This window comes from Pseudomonas sp. 273 (genome assembly GCF_029201425.1).
Lineage (GTDB): Bacteria > Pseudomonadota > Gammaproteobacteria > Pseudomonadales > Pseudomonadaceae > Pseudomonas > Pseudomonas delhiensis.
In genome coordinates, this window is sequence record NZ_CP116775.1 from 5,891,982 (window position 1) to 5,912,933 (window position 20,952).

At 70.6% G+C, this 20,952-nt stretch carries 23 protein-coding genes, 1 pseudogene and 1 riboswitch; of the genes and pseudogenes, 5 read left to right on the forward strand and 19 right to left on the reverse strand.

Translation table 11 applies throughout. The annotated features are described in order from the left end of the window. Positions 1–44: 44 nt before the first annotated feature. From mrdA to PKO50_RS26905, 5 genes are read right to left on the reverse strand one after another with little or no spacing between them, the layout of a single operon-like run. Positions 45–1,931, reverse strand: a complete 1,887-nt coding sequence (mrdA, locus tag PKO50_RS26885; RefSeq protein ID WP_275627738.1) for a penicillin-binding protein 2 — start codon at positions 1,929–1,931, stop codon at positions 45–47. Positions 1,932–1,946: 15 nt separating this feature from the next. Continuing rightward, entirely contained in the window at positions 1,947–2,414 is a 468-nt protein-coding gene (gene rlmH, locus PKO50_RS26890; protein WP_009617293.1) for a 23S rRNA (pseudouridine(1915)-N(3))-methyltransferase RlmH, read from the reverse strand. A 6-nt stretch (positions 2,415–2,420) separates the two neighbouring features. Beyond that, positions 2,421–2,774 carry a ribosome silencing factor gene (gene rsfS, locus PKO50_RS26895; RefSeq protein WP_009617292.1) on the reverse strand — a complete coding sequence of 118 codons (354 nt, stop codon included), beginning with the start codon at positions 2,772–2,774 and terminating at the stop codon, positions 2,421–2,423. Between the two features lie 11 nt (positions 2,775–2,785). Continuing rightward, complete coding sequence (gene nadD / locus PKO50_RS26900) at positions 2,786–3,448, reverse strand: nicotinate-nucleotide adenylyltransferase (protein WP_109932649.1); 663 nt, start codon at positions 3,446–3,448, stop codon at positions 2,786–2,788. Continuing rightward, positions 3,448–4,713, reverse strand: coding sequence for a glutamate-5-semialdehyde dehydrogenase (locus PKO50_RS26905; RefSeq protein ID WP_275627739.1), 1,266 nt, complete (start codon positions 4,711–4,713; stop codon positions 3,448–3,450). The genes nadD and PKO50_RS26905 overlap by 1 nt, the downstream gene beginning before the upstream one ends. 318 nt (positions 4,714–5,031) lie before the next feature. On the opposite strand from PKO50_RS26905, the gene PKO50_RS26910 reads away from it, so the two are divergent. Next, positions 5,032–6,258 carry an alpha/beta hydrolase gene (locus PKO50_RS26910; protein ID WP_275627740.1) on the forward strand — a complete coding sequence of 409 codons (1,227 nt, stop codon included), beginning with the start codon at positions 5,032–5,034 and terminating at the stop codon, positions 6,256–6,258. Positions 6,259–6,414: 156 nt separating this feature from the next. Here PKO50_RS26910 and PKO50_RS26915 read toward each other — a convergent pair whose 3' ends face one another. Continuing rightward, a complete protein-coding gene (locus PKO50_RS26915) occupies positions 6,415–7,269 on the reverse strand; it encodes a class I SAM-dependent methyltransferase (RefSeq protein WP_275627741.1) in 855 nt (284 codons plus the stop codon). A gap of 63 nt (positions 7,270–7,332) precedes the next feature. On the opposite strand from PKO50_RS26915, the gene PKO50_RS26920 reads away from it, so the two are divergent. Next, positions 7,333–8,052, forward strand: coding sequence for a DNA-3-methyladenine glycosylase (locus tag PKO50_RS26920; RefSeq protein ID WP_275627742.1), 720 nt, complete (start codon positions 7,333–7,335; stop codon positions 8,050–8,052). Beyond that, complete coding sequence (locus PKO50_RS26925) at positions 8,049–9,362, forward strand: bifunctional DedA family/phosphatase PAP2 family protein (RefSeq protein ID WP_109932659.1); 1,314 nt, start codon at positions 8,049–8,051, stop codon at positions 9,360–9,362. Before PKO50_RS26920 ends, PKO50_RS26925 begins: the two co-directional genes overlap by 4 nt. Positions 9,363–9,365: 3 nt before the next feature. Here the strand turns inward: PKO50_RS26925 and PKO50_RS26930 are convergent, their stop codons facing one another. Continuing rightward, positions 9,366–10,268, reverse strand: a complete 903-nt coding sequence (locus PKO50_RS26930) for a LysR family transcriptional regulator (protein ID WP_275627743.1) — start codon at positions 10,266–10,268, stop codon at positions 9,366–9,368. Positions 10,269–10,371: 103 nt separating this feature from the next. Here PKO50_RS26930 and PKO50_RS26935 point away from each other — a divergent pair, with 103 nt between their 5' ends. Together PKO50_RS26935 and PKO50_RS26940 are read left to right on the forward strand one after the other, a co-directional pair. Then, complete coding sequence (locus tag PKO50_RS26935) at positions 10,372–10,665, forward strand: putative quinol monooxygenase (protein WP_275627744.1); 294 nt, start codon at positions 10,372–10,374, stop codon at positions 10,663–10,665. A 12-nt stretch (positions 10,666–10,677) separates the two neighbouring features. Beyond that, positions 10,678–11,691, forward strand: coding sequence for a zinc-binding alcohol dehydrogenase family protein (locus PKO50_RS26940; protein WP_275627745.1), 1,014 nt, complete (start codon positions 10,678–10,680; stop codon positions 11,689–11,691). A 186-nt stretch (positions 11,692–11,877) separates the two neighbouring features. On the opposite strand, the gene PKO50_RS26945 is transcribed toward PKO50_RS26940, so the two are convergent. The 12 genes and pseudogenes from PKO50_RS26945 to nrdR form a co-directional block, all read right to left on the reverse strand. Then, a complete protein-coding gene (locus PKO50_RS26945) occupies positions 11,878–12,690 on the reverse strand; it encodes a cobalamin-binding protein (RefSeq protein WP_275627746.1) in 813 nt (270 codons plus the stop codon). Next, on the reverse strand, positions 12,690–13,106 hold the full coding sequence (locus PKO50_RS26950; protein WP_275627747.1) for an MFS transporter: 417 nt from the start codon (positions 13,104–13,106) through the stop codon (positions 12,690–12,692). Before PKO50_RS26950 ends, PKO50_RS26945 begins: the two co-directional genes overlap by 1 nt. Beyond that, positions 13,103–13,726 (reverse strand): GTP cyclohydrolase II, encoded by a 624-nt coding sequence (ribA, locus tag PKO50_RS26955; RefSeq protein ID WP_275627748.1) that lies wholly within the window; start codon positions 13,724–13,726, stop codon positions 13,103–13,105. The genes PKO50_RS26950 and ribA overlap by 4 nt, the downstream gene beginning before the upstream one ends. 129 nt (positions 13,727–13,855) lie before the next feature. After that, positions 13,856–14,503 carry a TIGR02281 family clan AA aspartic protease gene (locus PKO50_RS26960; RefSeq protein WP_109937194.1) on the reverse strand — a complete coding sequence of 216 codons (648 nt, stop codon included), beginning with the start codon at positions 14,501–14,503 and terminating at the stop codon, positions 13,856–13,858. Positions 14,504–14,587: 84 nt separating this feature from the next. After that, positions 14,588–15,103: a phosphatidylglycerophosphatase A gene (locus PKO50_RS26965; protein WP_089393371.1), complete on the reverse strand. Its 516-nt coding sequence runs from the start codon at positions 15,101–15,103 to the stop codon at positions 14,588–14,590. Between the two features lie 5 nt (positions 15,104–15,108). Then, positions 15,109–16,068, reverse strand: a complete 960-nt coding sequence (thiL, locus tag PKO50_RS26970; protein WP_275627749.1) for a thiamine-phosphate kinase — start codon at positions 16,066–16,068, stop codon at positions 15,109–15,111. Between the two features lie 14 nt (positions 16,069–16,082). Beyond that, complete coding sequence (nusB, locus tag PKO50_RS26975; protein WP_217900408.1) at positions 16,083–16,505, reverse strand: transcription antitermination factor NusB; 423 nt, start codon at positions 16,503–16,505, stop codon at positions 16,083–16,085. A gap of 53 nt (positions 16,506–16,558) precedes the next feature. Beyond that, the gene (gene ribE / locus PKO50_RS26980) at positions 16,559–17,035 is read right to left on the reverse strand and encodes a 6,7-dimethyl-8-ribityllumazine synthase (RefSeq protein WP_043273459.1); all 477 of its coding nucleotides are present in this window, start codon (positions 17,033–17,035) and stop codon (positions 16,559–16,561) included. A 99-nt stretch (positions 17,036–17,134) separates the two neighbouring features. Next, positions 17,135–18,229, reverse strand: a complete 1,095-nt coding sequence (ribBA, locus tag PKO50_RS26985; protein WP_275627750.1) for a bifunctional 3,4-dihydroxy-2-butanone-4-phosphate synthase/GTP cyclohydrolase II — start codon at positions 18,227–18,229, stop codon at positions 17,135–17,137. Between the two features lie 14 nt (positions 18,230–18,243). Next, a pseudogene (locus PKO50_RS26990) lies at positions 18,244–18,904 on the reverse strand (riboflavin synthase). A 176-nt stretch (positions 18,905–19,080) separates the two neighbouring features. Further along, positions 19,081–19,245, reverse strand: a riboswitch (FMN riboswitch). Positions 19,246–19,359: 114 nt separating this feature from the next. Further along, a complete protein-coding gene (ribD, locus tag PKO50_RS26995; protein WP_275627751.1) occupies positions 19,360–20,460 on the reverse strand; it encodes a bifunctional diaminohydroxyphosphoribosylaminopyrimidine deaminase/5-amino-6-(5-phosphoribosylamino)uracil reductase RibD in 1,101 nt (366 codons plus the stop codon). Beyond that, entirely contained in the window at positions 20,457–20,921 is a 465-nt protein-coding gene (gene nrdR, locus PKO50_RS27000; protein WP_089393377.1) for a transcriptional regulator NrdR, read from the reverse strand. Before nrdR ends, ribD begins: the two co-directional genes overlap by 4 nt. Positions 20,922–20,952: the final 31 nt, after the last annotated feature.

The following is a 20,952-nucleotide window of genomic DNA, read 5'->3' on the forward strand; positions in this document are numbered from 1 at the left end:
CTCGTTGGACAGCGTGCGGTCGAAGTTCGGGTTCATGTTCATGCTCATGGCTTCGGCGCCTCCGCCACCTGTGGCGCGAATTCGGGCTTGAGCTTGCCGTTCTCGTCCAGCAGCCAGGCGTCCATCACCTGCTTGAGCACCGGCGCCGCGACGCCGGAGCCGGACTCGCCGTTCTCCACCATCACCGACACCGCGATCTGCGGGTTGTCCGCCGGGGCGAAGCCGATGAACAGCGCGTGGTCACGGTTGCGCTCGTTGAGCTTGGAACGGTCGTAGCGCTCGTTCTGCTTGATCGCCACCACCTGCGCGGTACCGGACTTGCCGGCGATGCGATAGATCGAGGCGGCGCCGACCTTGTGCGCGGTACCGCGGGCATTGTGCACCACCTGCTGCATGTCGGAGTCGATCAGTTCCCAGTTGCCCGGCTCGCGCAGGTCGATGTCGGGCATCGGCTCGGGGTCGACCGGCGGCTGGCCGTCGACGGTCCTGGCCAGGTGCGGGCGGATCCACTTGCCGTGGTTGGCGATCAGCGCGGTCATCTGCGCCAGCTGCAGCGGCGTGGACTGCATGTAGCCCTGGCCGATGCCGAGGATCAGCGTCTCGCCGGGGAACCAGACCTGGCGGCGGGTGGCGCGCTTCCACTCGCGCGAGGGCATCAGCCCGGGGGATTCGCCGTACATGTCCAGGGACACGCGCTGGCCGAAGCCGAAGCGGCTCATGTAGTCGTGCAGCCTGTCGATGCCCAGCTTGTGGGCGAGGTCGTAGAAGTAGGTGTCGTTGGAGCGCATGATCGCCGTCTCCAGGTTCACCCAGCCCTCGCCGGAACGGTTCCAGTTGCGGTACTTGTGGTCGTAGTTGGGCAACTGGTAGTAGCCGGGGTCGAAGACCCGCGAGCCAGGCGTGACCACCCCGGAGTCGAGGCCGGCCAGGGCCACCGCCGGCTTCACCGTCGAGCCCGGCGGGTACAGGCCGCGCAGCACGCGGTTGTACAGCGGGCGGTCGATGGAGTCGCGCAGCGCCGAGTAGTCCTTGAAGCTGATGCCGGTGACGAACAGGTTGGGGTCGTAGCTCGGCTGGCTGACCATCGCCAGCACCTCGCCGGTGGCCGGCTGGATCGCCACGATGGCGCCGCGGCGCCCGCCCAGGGCCTCCTCGGCCTTGGCCTGCAGCTTGCTGTCGATGCTCAGGACGATGTCCTTGCCCGGCACCGGGTCGGTGCGCTTGAGCACGCGCAGCACGCGGCCGCGGGCGTTGGTCTCGACCTCCTCGTAGCCCACGGTGCCGTGCAGCTCGGCCTCGTAGAACTTCTCCACGCCGGTCTTGCCGATGTGGTGGGTGCCGGAATAGTTGACCGGGTCGAGCACCTTCAGCTCGGCCTCGTTGATCCGCCCGACGTAGCCCACCGAGTGGGCGAAGTGCTCGCCCAGCGGGTAGTGGCGGACGAACTGCGCGGTGACGTCGATGCCCGGCAGGCGGTACTGGTTCACGGCGATGCGGGCGATCTGCTCCTCGGACAGCTCGAACATGATCGGCACCGGCTCGAACGGCCGCCGGCCCTGCTTCATGCGCTTCTCGAAGATCGCCTTGTCCTCCTCGGTCAGGCCGAGGATCTCCACCAGCGCCTGCAGCTCCTGCTGCAGGTTCTCGGTGCGCTCGCGGGTGACCGTGAGGCTGAAGCTGGGACGGTTGTCGGCGATCAGCACGCCATTGCGGTCGTAGATCAGGCCGCGGTTCGGCGGGATCGGCTGGACGTGGACGCGGTTGTTCTCCGACAGCGTCGAGTGGTACTCGTACTGGGTGACCTGCAGGTGGTACATGCGCGCCACCAGCACCAGGGCCAGGAGGAAGATCGCCACCGCGCCGACGACGACCCGGCGGCGCACCAGGCGGGCGTCCTTCTCGTGGTCCTTGAGTTGTATCGGCTGCGGCATCGAGTACGGCTACGACTACTTGTGGTAGGGGTGCCCGGACAGCACCGTCCAGGCGCGGTAGATCTGCTCGCCCACCAGGATGCGCACCAGCGGGTGCGGCAAGGTCAGCGGCGACAGCGACCAGCGCTGTTCGCTGCGCGCACAGACCTCCGGCGCCAGCCCTTCCGGGCCGCCGACCATGAGGTTGACGGTGCGCGCGTCGAGACGCCAGCGGTCCAGTTCGGCGGCCAGCTGCGGGGTGCTCCAGGGCTTGCCTTCGACTTCCAGGGTCACCACCCGTTCACCGGGCTGCACCTTGGCCAGCATGGCTTCGCCCTCCTGGCGGATCAGCCGGGCCACGTCGGCATTCTTGCCGCGCGTGTTCAGCGGGATCTCCACCAGCTCCAGGGACAGCTCGGACGGCAGGCGCTTGACGTACTCCTGCCAGCCCTCCTCGACCCAGCGCGGCATGCGCGAGCCGACCGCGATCAGACGCAGGCGCAAGGGCGCTTACTCGCCGCTGTGGTGGGCGCGGCTCTGTTCGGCGCCGAGCCAGAGGCGCTCCAGGTCGTAGAACTGGCGGGTGGCCGGCTGCATGACGTGGACCACCACGTTGCCCAGGTCGATCAGCACCCACTCGCCGCCTTCCTGGCCTTCGCTGCCGATGGGCTTGACGCCCTGTTCCTTGACCTTCTCCAGGACGTTGTCGGCCAGCGACTTGACCTGGCGGCTGGAGGAGCCGGAGGCGATGACCATGACGTCGGTGATGCTGGTCTTGTCGCGCACGTCGAGGACGGTGATGTCCTGCGCTTTCATGTCTTCCAGAGCGGCGACGGCCAGCTCGACCAGTTGTTCGGTTTGCATTGAATGACTCTCTAGTTTGCCAGGGACGCGCGGTACAGCCCGTGCGCCTCGATGTAGTTCAATACCGCGTCCGGCACCAGGAAGCGCGGCGAGCGCCCCTGCGCCAGCAGGGCGCGGATCTGGGTGGCCGACACCGCCAGGGGCGTCTGCCAGATGAAAGTGACCTGCCCAGCCGCGCCGGACAGGGCGTTGGGGTCGGCCACGCTGCGCGCCGCCAGCAGGTCGCGCAGGGCTTCCGGCGCCTCCACGTCGGCATCCGGGCGCTGCAGCACCAGCATGTGGCAGTGCTGCAGCAGTTCGTCCCAGCGGTGCCAGCCGGGCAGGCCGCAGAAGGCATCCCAGCCGACCATCAGGAACAGCTGCACCTCGTTCCCCAGCTCCGCGCGCAGCGATTCCAGGGTGTCGATGGTGTAGGACGGCTTGTCCCGGGCCAGCTCGCGGGCGTCCACCGTCAGGGGCGCGACGCCGGCCACCGCCAGCTCGACCATGGCCAGGCGCTGCTGCGCCGAGACCTGCGGCGCCCCGCGGTGCGGCGGGCGCGCCGCCGGCAGCAGGCGCAGCTCGTCCAGCCCCAGCAGCTCGGCGGTCTCCAGCGCACTGCGCAGGTGACCGATGTGCACCGGATCGAAGGTGCCGCCGAAGAGGCCGATCCGCCGCGGGCGTTGCTTGCCCATCAGGTACGCACGTGCCCGTCGCCGAAGACCACGTACTTCTCGCTGGTCAGGCCTTCCAGGCCGACCGGGCCGCGGGCGTGCAGCTTGTCGGTGGAGATGCCGATCTCCGCCCCCAGGCCGTACTCGAAGCCGTCGGCGAAGCGCGTCGAGGCGTTGACCATGACCGAAGCCGAGTCCACCTCGGCGAGGAAGCGCCGGGCGTTGCTGAAGTTCTCGCTGACGATGGCGTCGGTGTGCTGCGAGCCGTAGGTGTTGATGTGCTCGATGGCGCTGTCCAGGTCGTCGACGATGCGGATCGACAGGATGGGCGCGTTGTACTCGGTGCGCCAGTCTTCCTCGGTGGCTTCCAGCACGTCGGCGCCCAGCAGCGCGCGGGTGGCGGCGTCGCCGCGCAGCTCCACGCCCTTGTCGCGGTAGATGGCGGCCAGCGGCGGCAGCACGCGCTCGGCGATGGCCTTGTGCACCAGCAGGGTTTCCATGGTGTTGCACGGCGCATAGCGCTGGGTCTTGGCGTTGTCGGCGATGCGGATGGCCTTGTCGAGGTCGGCCGACTCGTCGATGAACACGTGGCAGACGCCGTCCAGGTGCTTGATCACCGGCACCTTGGCCTCGCGGCTGATGCGCTCGATCAGGCCCTTGCCGCCGCGCGGGACTATCACGTCGACGTACTCCGGCATGCTGATCAGCGCGCCCACGGCGGCGCGGTCGGTGGTCTCGACCACCTGCACGGCGCTCGCCGGCAGGCCGGCCGCGGCCAGCCCCTGCTGGATGCAGCGGGCGATGGCCTGGTTGGAATGGATGGCCTCGGAGCCGCCGCGCAGGATGGTGGCGTTGCCCGACTTCAGGCACAGGCTGGCGGCGTCGATGGTCACGTTCGGCCGCGACTCGTAGATGATGCCGATCACGCCCAGGGGCACGCGCATCTTGCCGATCTGGATGCCCGAGGGGACGAAGCGCATGTCGCGGATCTCGCCGATCGGGTCCGGCAGCTTGGCCACCTGGCGCAGGCCCTCGATCATGTCGTCGATGCGCGCCGGGCTCAGCGCCAGGCGGTCGAGCATGGCTGGCTCCAGGCCATTGGCCCGGCCGGCGGCCAGGTCCTGCTCGTTGGCGTGGGCGAGCTGCTCGCGGGCAGCGTCCAGGGCATCGGCGGCGGCCAGCAGGGCGGCGTTCTTCTGCGCGGTGGAAGCCCGCGCGAGGACGCGCGAGGCTTCGCGGGCGGCGCGGCCCAGGCGGCTCATATAGTCGAGGACGGACTCGGTCATGGTTCGTACGCGTCTGCGTGAGGGAAATGCGCGATTATAGCGGCCCCGCCTGCGCCCGCCCAGCCACAGCAGCCAGCCGGTAGACAGGGCGTCCCGCCACGGCGCCGGTAACGCCACCCGGGCGCCGCGGGCCGCGCCCCGGCCGCGGAACGGTGACACCCGCAACAGCACGTTGCGATTTCGCCCGCCCGAAGGTTGGGTAAACAAAAGGCCGGCCTCTGTCTACCTTGGAGCCACCCGGCCGCACCACGCCAGCCTTTCGCCATCCGGCACGCCAGGGAAGAACGACAACAGGCGGAACACCGCCGGAGGTTCGCCATGCGCTACCGCACCGACTACAGCGCCCAGACGCTCAGCGCCGCCCCGGCGGTGCTCGAACTGGACGGCTGGCAACTCCACTACCAGGCCTTCGCCCACCGCGCGGACGACCCGCGTCCGCCGGTGCTGCTGCTCGGCGGCGCCTTCCAGAGCTTCCGCTCCTTCGCCAGCGAGGTCAGCGAGCTGCTCGCCGGGCACCCGGTGATCCTCCTCGACCTGCCCAGCCAGGGCGGCAACCTGCAACTGGCGCCGGAGCTGAGCCTGGAGGACCTGGCCGACCTGATCGCCGCCTTCGCCGAGGCCCTGCGCCTGCCACCGCTGATGCCCATCGGCCTGTCCTACGGCTCGGCCCTGGCCGCCCTCTTCGCCGCCCGCCACCCCGGGCGCTGCGCGCGCCTGCTGCTGGCCGGCATCACCGCCTTCGGCCGCCCCGGCGCCCGCGCCCTGCTGGAGGAAGCCCTGGCGCGCCTGGACCTGGGCCAGCACGAGCCCTTCGCCAACGGCGTGCTGACCGGCCTGGTCAACCCGCTGCGCCTGGCCGATACCGGCGTCTCCCCGGTGTTCCGCAAGGCCCTGCTGCGCCAGCTGCAACGCCTGACGCCGGCGGAGGTCGAGCGCTACCGGCAGAACAGCCGGCGCCTGCTGGCCTTCGGCGGTTTCCAGCGCCACCCGCAGTGCCCGACCCTGGTGCTGGCCGGCGAATACGACCACTTCACCCAACCCTGGGAGCACGCCGAATTCGCCCTGGCCTGCACGGACGCCGAGTTCGCCCTGATCCACGACGCCGACCACCTGGCCCAGTTCGAACGCCGCGGCGCCTGCGCCCGGCTGCACGCCCCGTTCCTCGAAGGCCAGGCGCTGCCACGCAACGCCGCCGGCAGCACGCGCTTCCAGCGCGCGCAACTGCCGCACCTGGAACGCCGCTTCGAACCGCGCCTGGCGCCACCGCAACCGCGCGCCCTGCTCAGCCACGCCAACGGCGGCCAATGGCGCGCCGAACTGGCGGAAGTCGGCTACTTCGGCGGCCTGGTCCACGCCGACCTGCCGGCCGAACCGCCGCAACGCGGCTGGCGCCTGGCCATCCCGGGCGTGGAGGAACTGGACATCCTGCCGCTGCGCCGCACCACGGAGGGCATGGCCTTCATCTTCCCCCACGGCGATCCCCGGGCCAGCGCCAGCCTGGCGGGAATGGTGGTGCCGTTGCAGCAAGGCGCCTGCGCAGCCTGACACGACGGAACGGCGGATAACCGCGAACGGTTATCCGCCCTACGCCTGGCCCGAAAAACGTCGGCCCCCTGTAGGAGCGAGCTTGCTCGCGAACCGCTTGGCACCAGGCCCGGCAGGTTCGCGAGCAAGCTCGCTCCTACGAAAAGCGGGGGCGGATCAGGTGCGGGCTTCGATGACGCGCACCAGGCTCGGCATCCGCCCGCGCGGCAGGCACAGCTCGGCGCCGTGCACCTGCGGGTCGAGCACCTCCACGCCGCTGAAGCCGCAGCCGCGGAAGGCCGCGGCTATTTCCGCCTCGCTGCGGTAGTGCAGCGGGTAGCCGCCGCGGGTCAGCCGGCCGATCAGGCCGACGCCCCAGCGGATCTGCCGGTAGCGCGGGTGCTCGCGCAGGTCGGGGTAGAGTTCGGTGAGGTAGGTGGCCGCCGGGAAATCGGCCAGGGCCGCCGCCAGGCGCGTCCAGAAGCTCTCGATCAGCGGGCGCTGGAAGTAGTTCACCAGGCCTTCGGTGATCACCACCAGCGGGCGCTGGCGGTCGAGCTGGGCGAAGAGCGCGGCCAGGGTGTGCGGGCCGTCCTCGGCGAGGATGTCCACGGGGTGCACCCGGTGCCGTTCATCCAGCCAGCCCTGCTGATGCAGCAGCGCCGACTTGCGCGCGGCCATGGGCGGCAGGTCCGCCTCCAGGTAGTCCAGCTGTGGGTAACGCTGGCGGAAGCGCCTTCCCCGCGGCGACAGGCCGCAGGCGATCTCCACCACCTGGGTGACGCCGCGCTGCTCGATGGCCTGGCGCAGGCGCGCGTCTATCAGCAGGTGGCGCTGCAGCAGGAAGTCCTCGATGTTCAGCCCGAAGCCCAGGCGCGCGCCCCAGTTGATCGGCGCCACGCAGCCGTGCACCCAGCGCCCGAAGGTGGTGGCGAAGGCCGGCTCGGCGAGCTTGTGACGGAACCAGACATAACCGGTGTAGTGCGCACTGGGGGTGATGTGCGCGCTGTCGCTGCGGACGCGTTCAGTCATGATTCAGTCTCTTGTTGTTATCATCCGCCAGCCTAAGAGCGCCCTGGTACCCACGACAATCCCATGCCTGCCGATCCCATCCTTGGTTTGCCCTGGCCCGATGCACGGCCGCTGCCCCACGCCTTCTTCGACCGCGACGCCCTGCTGGTGGCACGCCAGCTGCTGGGCAAGGTGATCCGCCACCGCGTCGGCGACCTCTGGCTGTCCGCCCGGATCATCGAGACCGAAGCCTATTACCTGGCCGAGAAAGGCAGCCACGCGTCCCTCGGTTACACCGAGAAACGAAAGGCCCTGTTCCTCGACGGCGGGCACATCTACATGTACTACGCGCGCGGCGGCGACTCGCTGAACTTCAGCGCCGGCGGCGCCGGCAACGCGGTGCTGATCAAGTCCGGCCACCCGTGGCTGGACCGCGTCAGCGGCGACGCGGCCCTGGCCCGCATGCGCCAGCTCAACCCCGCCGCCGATGGCAGCGAGCGCCCGCTGGGCAAGCTCTGCGCCGGCCAGACCCTGCTGTGCAAGGCCATGGGCCTCAAGGTGCCGGACTGGGACGCCCGCCAGTTCGACCTGCAGCGGCTGTTCGTCGACGACCTCGGCGACACCCCGGCCCAGGTCATCCAGACCACCCGCCTGGGCATCCCCCACGGCCGCGACGAGCACCTGATGTACCGCTTCGTCGACGCCGCCTTCGCGCCCTTCTGCACGCGAAACCCGCTGCGCCGCGGCCAGGTCGAAGGACGCGACTACTACCTGCTGGACAGCTCGGAAGCCCACCGCACATGAGCCTGGAACTCTTCAACCAATGGATCGCCAGCCACCCGCAATGGCTGGGCCTGATCGTCTTCCTCGTGGCCTTCCTCGAATGCGCGGCGGTGGTCGGCCTGGTGCTGCCCGGCGTGGTGATGCTCTTCGCCATCGCCGTGCTGGCCGGCGGCGGCGCCCTGGGCCTGGGGCAGACGCTGCTGCTGGCCTTCGCCGGCGGGCTGCTGGGCGACCTCTGCTCGTACGGCCTCGGCCGCCGCTTCCACCAGGACATCCGCCGCCTGCCGCTGCTGCGCCACCACCCGGAATGGCTGGCCGGCGCCGAGGGCTTCGTCGCCCGCTACGGCGTCGCCAGCCTGCTGGTGGGCCGCTTCATCGGCGCCCTGCGGCCCTTCCTGCCGCTGGTGGCGGGCATGCTCGACATGCCTTTCGGGCGCTTCCTGGCGGTGTCCATCCTGGCCGCCGCCGGCTGGTCGGTGGCCTACCTGCTGCCCGGCTGGACCACTGGCGCGGCCCTGCGCCTGCCGCTGCCCGAAGGCTTCTGGCCGGAAATGGCGGTGATCGCCGGCGGCCTGGCGGTGCTCGGCGGGGCGCTGATCCACGCCTGCCTCAGGCGGCGCCACGGCACCGCGCTGATCGCCGCGGGCCTGAGCGCCGCCCTGCTGCTGGGCATCCTGGTCGGCTGGCCGCACCTGGACGCCCTCGACCACGGCCTGATGACGCTGATCCAGCAGGAGCGCAGCCCGCTGCTGAACCACGTCATGGTGGCGGTGACGCGCCTGGGCGACTTCCGCACCCAGGTGATCGTCGGCGTGGTCGTCAGCGGCCTGCTGCTGGGCCTGGGCAAGTGGCGCCATGCCCTGTTCGCCGGCGGCAGCCTGCTGGCCACGGCGCTGCTCAACACCACCCTCAAGCATTTCTTCGGCCGCGCCCGCCCGGAGGTGATCGCCGACCCGCTGAGCGCCTTCAGCATGCCCAGCGGGCACAGCTCGGCCTCCTTCGCCTGCTTCCTGGTGCTGGGCGTGCTGGCCAGCCGCGAGGGCTCGCCGCGGGTGCGCCTGACCTGGCTGCTGCTGGCCATGCTGCCGGCCGCCTGGATCGCCGGTTCGCGCCTGTACCTGGGCGCGCACTGGCCCAGCGACGTGATCGCCGGCGCCCTGCTGGCCGCCGCCGTGTGCGCCGCCGCGCTCTGGGCCAGCCAGCTGCGCCAGCCGCTGCCGGCCCTGCCCAGGCGCGTCTGGTGGTGCCTGGTGCCGGCCCTGCTGCTGGTGTTCTCGGTGTCGGTCGGCTGGGACCTGAGCCACGCGGTGGCGCGCTACCGTCCGCTCTGAGCCTCAACGCCAGGGCGCGCCGCGCATGTGCTCGGCGCAGCGCTGCTGGATGAACTCGCGCAGCAGGGTCACCGGCGGGCTCAGCTGCGCGCGGTGGGTGCAGAACAGGTTCAGCGGCGCCGCCTCGCCCGGGTAGTCGCCCAGGGCCACTTCCAGGCGCCCGGCGCGCACGTCGGCGGCCACGTCCAGCCAGGACTTGTAGACCAGCCCGCAGCCGGCCACGGCCCAGCGCCGCACCACGTCGGCATCGTCGCAGACACGGTCGCCGCCCACCTCCACCGTCTCCTCGCCGAAGCTCCAGCGCTCGTGCACCCGGCCGCCGAGCATGTACAGCAGGCAGTTGTGCCGCGCCAGGTCCTGCGGCTGGCGCGGCCGGCCGCGGCGCCCGAAGTAGGCCGGCGCGCCGCACAGCACGCGGCGGTTGTCCGCCGCCAGCGGCAGCGCCACCAGGCTGGAGTCCGGCGGCAGGCCGAGGCGGATGGCCACGTCCACCGGCTGGCGGTAGAGGTCGGCCTGGCGGTCGCTGATCAGCAGGCGCAGGCTCAGCCGCGGGTGCAGCGCCTGGAACTCGTCGAGCCAGGGCAGCAGCACGTTGCGCCCCAGGTCCGAGGGCGCCGAGACCTGCAGCGGCCCGGCGATCTCGCTGCGCCCGCCGGCCAGCAGTTGGCGGCCCTCCTCCAGGCTCTGCAACGAGGCCCGCGCATGGGCCAGGAACAGCTCGCCCTCGGCGGTCAGCCGCAGGCTGCGGGTGGAACGGGCGAACAGGCGCGCCTGCAGGGCCGCCTCCAGGCGCTTGAGGGCGGCGCTGGCCACCGCCGGCGAGGCTTCCAGCTCGCGGGCCGCGGCGGACAGGCTGCCCCGCTCGGCGGTACGGACGAACAGGCGGAGGTCGTCGAAGCGCAGCATTTTCAAAATTCCTTTGAAAGAGACTTTCTTCCTACGCGGTTTTTCTTCGCAACGAAAGAGCGGAGGATGCGCCCATCCCCCACTGCCGCAAGGAAACCTCCCGATGAGCAGCCCCCTCACCCTGATCGCCATCATCCGCGCCAAGCCCGGCCGCGGCGACGCCCTGCAGGCCCGCCTGGCCGACCTGCGCATCCCCTCGCGGGCCGAACCCGGCTGCATCCAGTACGACCTGCACCGCGACCGCAAGGACGCCGACCTGATCTACATGATCGAGCAGTGGCGCGACGAGGCCGCCCTCGCCGAGCACGAGGCCAGCGAGCACTTCCAGGCCTTCGTCGCGGCGTCCCGGGCCGACCTGGCCGAACTCGACATCCGCCTGATGAACCGCATCGACTGAGGAGCCGCCCGCATGAAAGCCATCGGTTACACCCACAGCCGCCCGATCGCCGCCGACGACGCCCTGCTCGACATCCAGCTGCCGGAGCCCACGCCCGGCCCGCGCGACCTGCTGGTGGAAGTCCGCGCCATTTCCGTCAACCCGGTGGACACCAAGGTGCGCCAGCGCGCGGAGCCGCAGGCCGGCGAGTACAAGGTGCTGGGCTGGGACGCCGCCGGCGTGGTCCGCGCGGTGGGCAGCGAGGTCAGCCTGTTCCGCCCCGGCGACGAGGTGTTCTACGCCGGCGACCTGACCCGCCCGGGCAGCAACGCCGAGCTGCAGCTGGTGGACGAACGCATCGTCGGCGCCAAGCCGGCCAACCTCGACTTTGCCCAGGCCGCGGCCCTGCCGCTGACCAGCATCACCGCCTGGGAACTGCTGTTCGAGCGCCTGCAGATCGCCGAGGGCCCGGGCAGCGCCGGGCAGAGCCTGCTGATCGTCGGCGCCGCCGGCGGCGTGGGCTCCATCCTCACCCAGCTGGCCCGGCGGCTGACCGGGGCCACCGTGATCGGCACGGCCTCGCGGGCGGACACCCAGCAATGGGTACGCGACCTCGGCGCGCACCACGTGATCGACCACAGCAAGCCGCTGAGCGAGGAACTGCAGCGCATCGGCATCGGCCAGGTCACCCACGTGGCCAGCCTGACGCACACGGACGCGCACTTGGAACAGATAGTCGCCAGCCTGCGCCCGCAGGGCCGCCTGGGCCTGATCGACGACCCGGCGAGCCTGAACGTGGGCCTGCTCAAGCAGAAGAGCCTGTCGCTGCACTGGGAATTCATGTACACCCGCTCGATGTTCCAGACCGACGACATGATCGAGCAGCACCGCCTGCTGCAGCGAGTGTCCAGCCTGGTCGACCAGGGCGTGCTGCGCACCACCCTGGGCGAGCACTTCGGCCGCATCGACGCCGCCAACCTGCGCCGCGCCCACGCGCTGCTGGAAAGCGGCAAGGCCAAGGGCAAGATCGTGCTGGAGGGGTTCTGAACGGCGGGATCGCGCCTGGCCGACGGAAACGGCGGATAACGCCTGAGGCGTTATGCGCCCTACGGGCGAACGACGAGGTTGGGGCTGGCGTAGGGCGGATAACCGTTCGCGGTTATCCGCCGCCTGACCTTGGCCTCAGGCGCGCTCCGCATTCAACCTGAACACCCGCCTGCGGCGTTATGCGCCCTACGGGCGGTCAGCCGTCTTCGCGCCGGCGAGCAGGCGGCAGAGCTTTTCGGTGGCGGCCAGCATGGCGTAGCTCGGCCGCTCCAGGTTGCGGTCCGGCAGCACCCACAGCTGGCCCAGGCGGGCCGCGCTGAGCTGCTTCATGGCCTGCCATTCCCCGGCCTGCTCGGCGGTGGGCGCCAGTATCACTTCCGGATCGCGTGCCAGCACGGCCTCCAGGCCCACCTGGGGCGCCGGCAGCCGCAGGTCGTCGAACAGGTTGCGGGCGCCGCAGACCTGCAGGGCGTCGCTGACCACCTGCTGCCCGCCGAGGGTATAGAGCGGGCGGTTCCAGACCTGGTAGAACAGCCGCAGCGGGCGCTCGCGGGCGTATTCCCGGCGCAGCTCGGCGATCCGCCCGCGGAAGTCCGCGGCCAGCGCAGCCCCCTTCTCCCCGGCCCCCAGCAGCGCGCCCAGTTCCTCCAGTTGTTTCGGGATGTCTTCCAGCCGGTGCGGCTCGGCGACGTAGAGCGTCAGCCCGAGACTCCTCAACCGCGCCATCTGCGCCTCGGGAATGCTCCCGGGCCAGACCAGCACCAGGTCCGGCCGCAGGCTGAGCAGGCGTTCCAGGTTCAGTTGCCCGTAGCGCCCCAGCGACGGCAACGCCGCCAGTTGCGCCGGGCGCGCGTCGCCGTCGAGCACGCCCACCAGGCGCGCGCCGGCGCCCAGTTCCAGGACGCTGTCGGTCATCGAGGGGGCGAGGCTCACCACCCGCTGCGCCGCCAGCGAGGGCAGACCAAGCGCTAGCAGCAGGGCGGCGAGCAGGATGCGCATCAGAGCAACTGGCGCGGCAGGCGGTACAGCCAGAGGATCAGCAGGCTGGTCAGCCCAAGGAGGATCAGCGCCACGCCGGAGAGGTCGGTGAAGCAGGCCAGCGCGCCGATCCAGGCCGGCAGGCCGGCGCCGAGGGCGCCGTTGCGCCGGGTGCGCGCCAGCCGCGCCCAGGCGGCGGGCTCCCCGACCGTGTCCCGGGCCTTGCCGGCGTCGATCAGGGCGAACTTGTAGCGGCGGAACAGCGGCAGGGTGAAGTACATCGAGACCAGCGCGGCGATGTACAGCGGGGTGGCCAGCACGGCCAGGGCATCCACCTCGAAGCCCCACAGCAGCAGCGCCAGCAGCGGCCCAAGGGCCAGCGCCAGGTGCAGCCACCAGAGCCTGCCCAGGCGGCCGAACTCGGCGGCGCGGTTCACTGCGCCTCGATCTCCGCCTCGCCCTGGTGCAGTTCGCCGAGCATGTGCCCGAGCTTGCCGGCCTTGGTCGCCAGGTAGCGCTTGTTGTGCGGGTTCAGGCCCCTCTGCAGGGGCACCCGCTCGGCCACGGTGAGGCCGTAGCCTTCCAGCGCCTTCACCTTGCGCGGGTTGTTGGTCATCAGCTTCAGCGAGCAGACGCCCAGGTGCTGCAGCATTGGCAGGCACATGGCGTAGTCGCGCTGGTCGGCGCCGAAGCCCAGCTTGAGGTTGGCCTCGACGGTGTCCGCGCCTTCATCCTGCAGGGCATAGGCGCGGATCTTGTTCAGCAGGCCGATGCCACGGCCTTCCTGGCGCAGGTAGAGCAGCACGCCGCGGCCCTCGCGGGCGATGGCCGAGAGCGCGCCTTCGAGCTGGAAGCCGCAGTCGCAGCGCAGGCTGAACAGGGCGTCGCCGGTCAGGCATTCGGAATGCAGGCGACCGAGCACCGGCTGGCCGTCGTCGAGGGTGCCCATGGTCAGGGCGACATGTTCCTTGCCGGTTTCCTCGTCGAGGAAGCCATGCATGGTGAATTCGCCGAAGGGGGTGGGCAGCTTGGAGGCGGCGACGAACACGACGGACACCGGAAACTCCTGAAAGTCAGACAGTAGTAAGGAGCCGGCATTGTAACAGCAGTGCCGGGGCGACCGTCATTGCGAAATCCGCAACTTGGCTATCGAAGCCATCGATAGGTCGATGGCGCGATGACCGGCTCAATGCTTGGACTGGATGTACATCATCCCCTGCTCTTCCCGCCAACCCACGCGGTTGAGGAAGCTCATGCCCAGCAGGATCTCGGTGGGGAACTCGCCTTCCAGCACGCTGGCGTCGACGCCCAGCACCTCGATGCCGCCGAGCTTCACGCTGTTCAGGCTGATGCGCCAGCCCTTGACGGTGCCGCTGGCGGTGGAAGCGACCATGGGCTTGCCGACCACCCGGTAGTCGATGCCCAGGCGGCGTGCCTGGCCTTCGTTCATCGCCACCGTGGTGGCGCCGGTGTCGACCAGGAACTGGGCGTTCTGGCCGTTGATCGAGCCGGACACCCAGTAGTGCCCGCCAGTGCCGCGGGCGATGCTCATTTCCTGCACCGGCGCCGGGGCCGAGTAGCCGCTGGCGTTGTATTCGCGGCTCAACTCGTAGGTCTTCTCGACGCCGCCCACGCGCAGCACCGCCTTGCGGCTGTCGGCGCTGACCACCTGCACGCCCTGGGGCCCGGTCTCGCCGACGCGGAGGAACTTGCGCTGGCCGTCGATGTTGACCACCGCGGCGTTGGGGAACAGCCCCACCACCCACACCTGCGGGGCGGCGAGGGCCGCGCTGGCGGCAAGGGCGAGGCTCAGGGCGGACAGCAGGCGCAGCATGATGGGGCTCCTTGTCGGCTGGCGCGAAGGTGGCGCCACGTTACACCGGCGCCGCTGCGCCGTCAGTGATTCAGTCGGCTGTTGTCAGACCAGCCAGGTGGCCCAGGCCCAGACCAGCCCCTGCATGGCCAGCCAGGCGAAGACCCCGGCGAGGACGTCGTCGAGCATGATGCCCACGCCGCCGTGCACGTGGCGGTCGACCCAGCGGATCGGCCAGGGCTTGAGGATGTCGAAGAAGCGGAACACCAGGAAGCCCACCAGCAGCCACCACCAGCCCTCGGGCACCAGCCAGAGGGTGATCCACATGCCGACCATCTCGTCCCAGACGATGCCTTCGTGGTCGTGCACGCGCAGGTCGTCGGCGACCTTGCCGCACAGCCAGAAGCCGAACAGCATGGTCAGTCCCAGCATCAGCCAGTAGCCCCAGTCCGGCAGCAGCTGCCACAGCGGGACGAACGGGATGGCCACCAGCGAGCCCCAGGTGCCGGGGGCCTTGGGCAGGGTCCCGGAGCCGAAGCCGAAGGCCAGGAAATGCCAGGGGTTGCGCCAGACCGACGGCGGTACGGGCTGGGCGGGGGCTTGGTCGGGATGTTCGGGCACTGCGGTCACTCCGTGAAATGCAGGTAGCCGCCCTGGCGCGGCGTGATGTCGTGGCCGCCGGCGTCCAGCGCGCGCACCCCGCTGCCGGCCTCGACGCGGCCGACGGCCGCCAGCTGCGGCCAGTGCGCCTGCAGGGCTGGCAACTCGACGGGCGGCAGGGTGAAGGCGATGACGTAGTCGTCGCCGGCGCCGAGCTTGGCCTGCAACGCGCGCTCGGCGCCCAGCAGGCGTTCCAGCGGCGCGCTGGCCGGCAGGCGTTCGGCCTCGATGACCAGGGCCACGCCGGAGGCGCGGGCGATGTGGCCGCAGTCGGCGAGCAGGCCGTCGGACACGTCCAGCGCCGCCGTGGCGCGGCCGCGCAGGGCCTGGCCGAGCGCCAGCTGCGGCTGCGGCGCCCAGTAGCGCGCCAGCAGCGGCTCGGCCACTTCGGGCTCGGCGGCCAGGCGGCCGAGCACCAGCTCCAGGGCGCCGCCGGCCTCGCCGACCGCGCCGCCGACGCAGAGCAGGTCGCCCGGGCGGGCGCCGCTGCGGGTCAGCGCCTGGCCGGCGGGGACCTGGCCGAACACGGTGAGGGTCATGCTCAGCGGGCCGCGGGTGGTGTCGCCGCCCACCAGCGCCAGGCCGCAGGCCGCGGCCATGCGGTTGAGGCCCTGTGCGAAGGCTTCCAGCCAGGCCGGGTCGGCCTCGGGCAGGGTCAGGGCGAGGGTGAAGGCCAGGGGCGTGGCGCCCATGGCCGCCAGGTCGCTGGCGGAAACCGCCAGGGCACGCTGGCCGAGCAGGAAGGGATCGCACAGCGCGGGGAAATGCACGCCGGCCACCAGGGTGTCGGTGGACACCGCCAGCTGCTGGCCGGCGGCCGGCGCCAGCAGGGCGCAGTCGTCGCCGATGCCCAGGGCCACGCCATCGGCCGCGGCCGCACAGGCGGCCGCGGCGAAGTAGCGGCGGATCAGTTCGAACTCACCCATGCCTTGCGGCGGGCTCAGCGCTTGGCGCCGCGCAGCTCGGCGGCGCGCAGGCGCGGAGCCAGCTTGTCCAGCACACCGTTGACGAACTTGTGGCCGTCGGTGGCGCCGAAGGTCTTGGCCAGCTCGATGCCTTCGTTGATCACCACCTTGTAGGGCACGTCCAGGCGGTTGCGCAGCTCGTAGGTGGCCAGGCGCAGGATGGCCAGCTCGACCGGGTCGATCTCTTCCAGCGGGCGATCCAGGCAGGGGGTGAATGCCTGGTCCAGCTCGGTCTTCAGGCGCGGCACGCCGTGGAGGATCTCGTGGAAGTAGGCGCCGTCGACGTCGCCGAAGTCGTTGTCGGTGCGGAAGGTCGCCTCGATCTCGTTCAGCGGCTGGCCGGCCATCTGCCAGGAATACAGGGCCTGCACCGCGAGGCTGCGGGCCTTGCGACGCATGGCGATCTTGTTGGGCTTGGCCGGCTTGGACGGGGCGCCGTTGTCGTTGCTGCTCACTTGGCCTCCAGCTGCGACAGCAGGCTCACCATTTCCAGGGCGGACAGCGCGGCCTCGGCGCCCTTGTTGCCGGCCTTGGTGCCGGAGCGCTCGATGGCCTGCTCGATGGAGTCGACGGTCAGCACGCCGAAGGCCACCGGCACGCCGAACTGCAGGGAAACCTGCGCCAGGCCCTTGGTGCACTCGCCGGCAACGTATTCGAAGTGCGGGGTGCCGCCACGGATCACCGCGCCGAGGGCGATGATGGCGTCGAACTCGCCGCGCTGGGCGACCTTCTGGGTCACCAGGGGGATCTCGAAGGCGCCCGGGGCGCGGATGATGGTGATGTCGCCTTCGGCGACGCCGTGGCGCACCAGCGCATCGATGGCGCCTTGCACCAGGCTTTCCACCACGAAGCTGTTGAAGCGGCCAACCACCAGGGCGAAGCGGCCTTTGGGGGCGATGAAGGTACCTTCGATGGTCTTCAGGGTCATGGACAGGTCTCGTCTGTTAAAGAGCTAAAGCGTCGGCGACGCTCCGCGAAATCAGGGTAGAAGAACACTGCCGCCGTGCCAGGGCACGGCGGCGCGGGTTCATTCGGCGGGCAGGTATTCTACAACTTCCAGGTCGAAACCGGATATCGCGTTGAAGCGCATCGGCGCCGACATCAGGCGCATCTTGCGCACGCCCAGGTCGCGGAGGATCTGCGAACCGGCGCCGACGGTGCTGTAGGTGGTGGTGGGCTTGGGCGCCGGCGCGCTGGCGGCGATCTCGCGCACGTGGGCCAGCAGGTCCTCGCCGCCGACCTGGTGGCCCAGCAGCAGCACCACGCCGCTGCCGGCCTCGGCCACCTTGGCCATGGCCGCGCGCAGGCTCCAGCGCCCGGCCTGGTTGACCATCAGCAGGTCGCGCAGCGGGTCCATGTTGTGCACCCGCACCAGGGTCGGCTCCTCCGCGCAGATGCTGCCGAGGGTCAGCGCCAGGTGCACTTCGCCTTCCACGGAGTCGCGGTAGGTGATCAGGTGGAACTGGCCCAGCTCGGTGTCCAGCGGCTGCTCGGCGAGGCGCTCGACGGTGCGTTCGTGGATCAGCCGGTAGTGGATCAGGTCGGCGATGGTGCCGATCTTGATCCCGTGCTGCTCGGCGAAGGCTTCCAGTTCCGGGCGACGGGCCATGGTGCCGTCGTCGTTCATGATCTCGCAGATCACCCCGGAGGCCTCGAAGCCGCCCATGCGCGCCAGGTCGCAGGCCGCCTCGGTGTGGCCGGCGCGGGCCAGCACGCCGCCGGGCTGCGACATCAGCGGGAAGATGTGGCCGGGGCTGACGATGTCGGCGGCCACGGCGTCCTTGGCCGCGGCGGCCTGCACGGTGCGCGCCCGGTCGGCGGCGGAGATGCCGGTGGTGACGCCTTCGGCGGCCTCGATGGAGACGGTGAACTTGGTGCCGAAGCCCGAACCGTTGCGCTGCACCATCAGCGGCAGGCCGAGGCGCTCGCAGCGCTCGCGGGTCATGGGCATGCAGACCAGGCCGCGGGCGTACTTGACCATGAAGTTGATGTCTTCGGTGCGCACGCACTCGGCGGCCATGATCAGGTCGCCTTCGTTCTCGCGGTCCTCGTCATCCATGAGGATGACCATCTTGCCTTGGCGGATGTCTTCTACCAGTTCTTCGATGCTGTTGAGTGCCATCTGGGCAGCTCCTGTCAATGCTTCATGAAGCCGTTTTCGGCCAGGAATGCTTCGGTGATGCCGGCGGCGGCGGGCTCGGCGGCCTTGTCGCCGAGCAGCAGGCGCTCCAGGTAGCGCGCCAGCAGGTCGACCTCGAGGTTGACCTGCGCCCCGGGCGGTAGTCGGCCATGATGGTCTCGACCAGGGTGTGCGGGACGATGGTCAGCTCGAACTCGGCGCCGTTCACCGCGTTCACCGTGAGGCTGGTGCCGTCGACGGTGATCGACCCCTTGAGGGCGATGTACTTGGCCAGCTCGCGCGGCGCGCGCACGGTGAACTGGATGGCGCGGGCGTTATCCTCACGCTTGACGATCTCGCCGACGCCGTCGACGTGGCCGCTGACCAGGTGGCCGCCCAGGCGGGTGGTGGGGGTCAGGGCCTTCTCCAGGTTGACGCGGCTGCCGACCTTGAGCTGGGCGAAGGCGGTGCGCGCCAGGGTCTCGCGGCTGACGTCGGCCCAGAAGCCGTCGCCGGGCAGCTCCACGGCGGTCAGGCAGATGCCGTTGACGGCGATGCTGTCGCCGAGCTTGACGTCGGAAAGGTCGAGCTTGCCGGTCTGGACGTAGAGGCGCACGTCACCGCCCTTGGGGTGATCGAGCGGATGCTGCCGATGGCTTCGATTATGCCGGTGAACATGGGGCCTCCCGGACGGCGCAATGCGGTTGCGCGCAGGCGTGCCGGCCGGCGCGAGCCAGCGCAGTGGAAACGAAGGGGTGGTGCATGGTGCTGAAACTCCTGTTTTGGGAAAAACAGGGCATACCGATCGAAGGGACACGACGCGCAGGCGTGCAGACGCACCTTGCGCAGGTTCATCCCGTTCTCTCTTCATCCGGACTGTTACCGTCGGCCCCGGAATCGCACCGGGTCTGCTGACCTTGTCACTGCGGCGGTGGCCGGTCGTGGCAAGCGCTCGCGGGCTAGACGCATTGCGCGCCATCACCGCCGGTGGGGACTTGCACCCCGCCCTGAGAACGTCAATCGCGGCCGATACAGCAGCGGCCGCGTGTGGCGTTTTACCACAGGCCGGCGCAAGTCGGAAGGTTCAGTTTGCCACCCCACCGCATTCGCAGGGGGTGGCGCAGGCAATTCCGTCAGACCGGCCGTGCCGTGACCAGCCAGTCGTCGCCCACGGCGCGGATGTCGTCGATCTTCAGCGCGCGGGCCTCGGCCATCTTCTCCAGCGGCAGCTCCAGCAGCGGGCGGGCACTGGAACCCAGCAGCTTGGGTGCGATGAAGATCAGGTATTCATCCACCAGCCCAAGGCGGGCGAAAGCCCCGGCCAGGCGCGGGCCGGCTTCCACCAGCACCTCGTTGGCGCCGCGCGCGCCCAGCTCGGCGAGCAGCTTCGCCAGGTCGACGTGGCCGTCGGCACCGGGCAGCACCAGCAGTTCGCGGCCCTCGCCGGCGAAGCCGTCGCGTTCGGCGCAACTGGCCACCAGCGCCGGGCCGGCCTGGTAGAAGGCGGCGCCAAGCGGCACCCGCAGGCGGCCGTCCACCAGCACGCGCAGCGGCTGGCGCGCGGCGGCCAGGGCGGTCTGCTCGGCGTCCAGGCCCAGTTCGTCGGGGCGCACGGTCAGGCGGGCAGCATCCAGCAGCACGGTATCCGCGCCGGAAAGCACCACGCTGGAGCGCGCGCGCAGGCGCTGCACGACGCGGCGCGCGGCGGCGCCGGTGATCCACTGGCTTTCGCCGCTGGCCATGGCGGTGCGGCCATCCAGGCTCATCGCCAGCTTGACGCGGACGAAGGGCAGGCCGGTCTCCATGCGCTTGATGAAACCGGTGTTGACCTCGCGGACCTCGGCCTCCAGCACGCCGCAGGCCACCTCGATGCCGGCCTCGGCCAGGCGCCGCAGCCCCTGCCCGGCGACCTGCGGGTTGGGGTCCTGCATGGCCGCCACCACGCGGGCGACGCCAGCTTTCACCAGGGCATCGGCGCAGGGCGGGGTGCGGCCGAAGTGGCTGCAGGGTTCCAGGGTGACGTAGGCGGTGGCGCCGCGGGCGGCGTCGCCAGCCTGGCGCAGCGCGTGGACCTCGGCGTGGGGTTCGCCGGCGCGTACGTGCCAGCCCTCGCCGATCACCTGGCCGTCCTTGACGATCACGCAGCCGACGCGGGGGTTGGGGTGGGTGGAGTACAGCCCCTTGCGCGCCAGCTCCAGGGCGCGGGCCATGTGGGCCTGGTCGACGGTGCTCATTCCTTGGACGGCTCCCGGGCCAGGCGCTCGATCTCCTCGCGGAACTCGTTGAGGTCCTGGAAGCGCCGGTACACCGAGGCGAAGCGGATGTAGGCCACCTCGTCGAGCTTCTGCAGCTCGCCCATCACCAGCTCGCCCAGCACCCGCGACTTCACCTCGCGCTCGCCGGTGGCGCGCAGCTTGTGCTTGATGTGGGCGATGGCCTCCTCCAGGCGCTCGACGCTGACCGGGCGCTTCTCCAGCGCGCGCTGCATGCCGGCGCGCAGCTTGTCCTCGTCGAACGGCTGGCGGCTGCCGTCCTGCTTGATCAGCCGCGGCATGACCAGCTCGGCGGTCTCGAAGGTGGTGAAGCGCTCGCCGCAGGCCAGGCACTCGCGGCGGCGGCGGACCTGGTCGCCCTCGGCGACCAGGCGCGAATCGATGACTTTGGTGTCGTGGGCACCGCAGAAGGGACAATGCATGGCAGGGAATGGCCCGACGAAATGGATGTCA